Genomic DNA, 2,345 nt, shown 5'->3' on the forward strand with positions numbered 1-2,345 from the left:
GACCACACCCCTCCACCGCCCCGATCCCCAGCCGTCCCTTGCGATCTTGGCGCTGGGTCAAGGCATCTTTCCCGCCTTGACGCAGTGACAAGATCGCGAACACTCACAGATCGGGGCGGTGGAGGGGTGCACCCAGCGCGGCCACGCGCGTCCGTTGCTCCCGCAACGCACCCCGCTGCCCCAATGCAACCCAACACGTGCAGCGCCCGCCTGAGCGACCTCGTGCACATTGCCGAGATCGAGGAACTGAACCCCTTGCCGCACAAGGTATTCGACGGCGCGGCCGAGAAACGGACAGTATCGCCACCGCGGGGCGCAGTGGGATGGCACAGAATGAGGTGGCGGCGGGTTCGCCGAATTCCAGACCCTCGCCGAATTTTGGACGACTGCCCAGGAATTTGAACGATCGTCAAGGCTTCTACCAGGGCCTGCGGGCCTCAGCGCAACATTGCGCCGGCCCGTCCGGCGGGGCACCATGGGACCACTCGCGAAGCATGGCCAGGTGTTTCGCTGAGCGGATTGGGGGAGGGAATCGTCATGCCGGGCACCGATGCCGGCCGGTTGGCCGACCGTGTGCTGGCGCGCGCCACGGGCACGCTGACGCCGGGCGCCTGGGGTGAGGACGTGACCTGGCAGGACCTGTTCCGCGTCGGGGGACGGCTGCTGGCCACTACGGTCCCGGAAACGCTGGCCACGGGCTTCTTCAAGCGGGTCCGGAACGAGCGGCCTGGCCGGATCGCGATCACCGACGCGTTCTCGGATTACTGGTACGGGCGGGATCCCGCGCTGCTGGAGGATTTCGCGATGATCGCGGCGGGCAGGCACGCCGATCGCGAGGCTGCCGCGGTGGCGATGCTGGAGACGATCAGCGAAGCCATGGCGGAGGGCCGGCGCCCGTCGGATTACCTCGCCGCTCGCGCCGCGGTCAGCGCCTGCGCCACCCGGCTGGGTGTCCCCGCATTGGCCGAATCCTTGACCGGGCTGATCGCCATCGGCTGGCGCCGCGCCGGTCCTGGCGACGGTTTCGACGCGCGGCTGGGCTTCGATTTCTTCCGCACCCTGGACTGCGAACTGGACAAACCGGAGCATCCGGCCGCGGCCACCGTGCTGGCCGGCCTCGTCGACCGTCGCCGGCTCCTCACCGAGCGCGTCGCGATCCAGTTGCGCCGCCTCACTTCCAGCGGTGGCGATCTCGTCGCGCCGATCGCGCGGCTGATCCACTCGCTTGCCGACCGAACTCGGCCCGCGGGGTGGGCGGAGCTGATCCGCGTGGTGCCCAAGGGCGACAGCGAGTTGTTGTTGTCGGTACTGGCTTTGGTGAGCGAACCGGTGACGGCGGGGGTGGCGACGGCGCATGGTGTCGCCTGAACAGCCCGCCGTGCGGGCCACGGTCGACCAGGTCACCGAAGCCGCCGTCGAGTTGGCGCGGACTTCGTCGCTGGCCGCGTGCACGTTCTTCGGCGTTTCCGCGGTGCTGCGCCTGACCGTGGCCGAACTGCGCCGCGTCGTTCCCACCGACGACGAGTTGATCGCGTTGGTGCTGAAGGGAATCGCGGGCAGAACGCTGGAGGGAATGCCCGAGCCCGACAGTGAAGACGTGGCGAGCTGGCGGCATTGGCCGTTGATGTTCCTGGGCAACGTCCGCGCTGTGCTGCTCGCCCACGGCGGTACGGCGCGGCCCATGTACGCGCGGATCAAGTCCGGCGGTGATCCGGGGCCGCAGCTGGTGAACCGGCTCGCCGCGGCCTGCACCCACGGCGGCCTCGCCCCGGGCTGGGCCCGTGTCGCGGCAGTGGACGTGCTCACCGAGGCGGTCCGCCTGATCGCGGCGGAGGACTCGCGCCGCCCCACGTACGGCGAGGTCGAACACGTCGACGGCGCGCGCCGGTACGGCGAAGTCCTGCGCACGGCGATCGATTTGTTCGGCGCGGCAACACCTGTGGCCGACGCCCCGCTGTATCGCTGACTCCGGCGCGGTTGCTGGGTTCGTGCTGTTGCTGGTTTCGCGCGGTGGTTGGGTTCGTGCTGCGGCTGGTTTCGCGCGGTTGCTGGGTTCGTGCTGTTGCTGGCTTCGCACGATCGCTGAGCCCGCGCCAGGCTGATTCCGCACGATCGCCGACCCCGCGCCACGGCTGATTCCGCGCGATGGTTGGGGTCACGCCACGGCTGCCTTCGCACGGTGGCTCGGGTTCGCGCCGCCGCTGGCTCCGCGCGACCGCTGGCCCCGCGCCGCCGCTGATTCCGCGCGACCGCTGGCCCCGCGCGACCGCTGACTCCCCGCGCCACGCTGACTCCCCACCACCGCCGACCCCGCACCCCGGCCGCACCCCGGCACCCTCCGACCC

2 protein-coding genes are annotated in these 2,345 nt (G+C 70.5%); both read left to right on the plus strand.

Annotated elements, in window-relative coordinates; genetic code table 11:
- Positions 1–537: 537 nt before the first annotated feature.
- Complete coding sequence (locus FPZ12_RS45340; RefSeq protein ID WP_144762651.1) at positions 538–1,368, plus strand: hypothetical protein; 831 nt, start codon at positions 538–540, stop codon at positions 1,366–1,368.
- Positions 1,355–1,966: a hypothetical protein gene (locus tag FPZ12_RS45345; protein ID WP_144762654.1), complete on the plus strand. Its 612-nt coding sequence runs from the start codon at positions 1,355–1,357 to the stop codon at positions 1,964–1,966. Before FPZ12_RS45340 ends, FPZ12_RS45345 begins: the two co-directional genes overlap by 14 nt.
- The last annotated feature ends 379 nt before the right edge of the window (positions 1,967–2,345 follow it).

The organism is Amycolatopsis acidicola (assembly GCF_007713735.2).
Classification (GTDB): domain Bacteria; phylum Actinomycetota; class Actinomycetes; order Mycobacteriales; family Pseudonocardiaceae; genus Amycolatopsis_E; species Amycolatopsis_E acidicola.

What these genes read in the sequence shown, in the direction of transcription:
- FPZ12_RS45340 (WP_144762651.1), top strand. Translation starts at nt 538, where the DNA reads ATGCCGGGCACCGATGCCGGCCGGTTGGCCGACCGTGTGCTGGCGCGC.
- FPZ12_RS45345 (WP_144762654.1), top strand. Translation starts at nt 1,355, where the DNA reads ATGGTGTCGCCTGAACAGCCCGCCGTGCGGGCCACGGTCGACCAGGTC.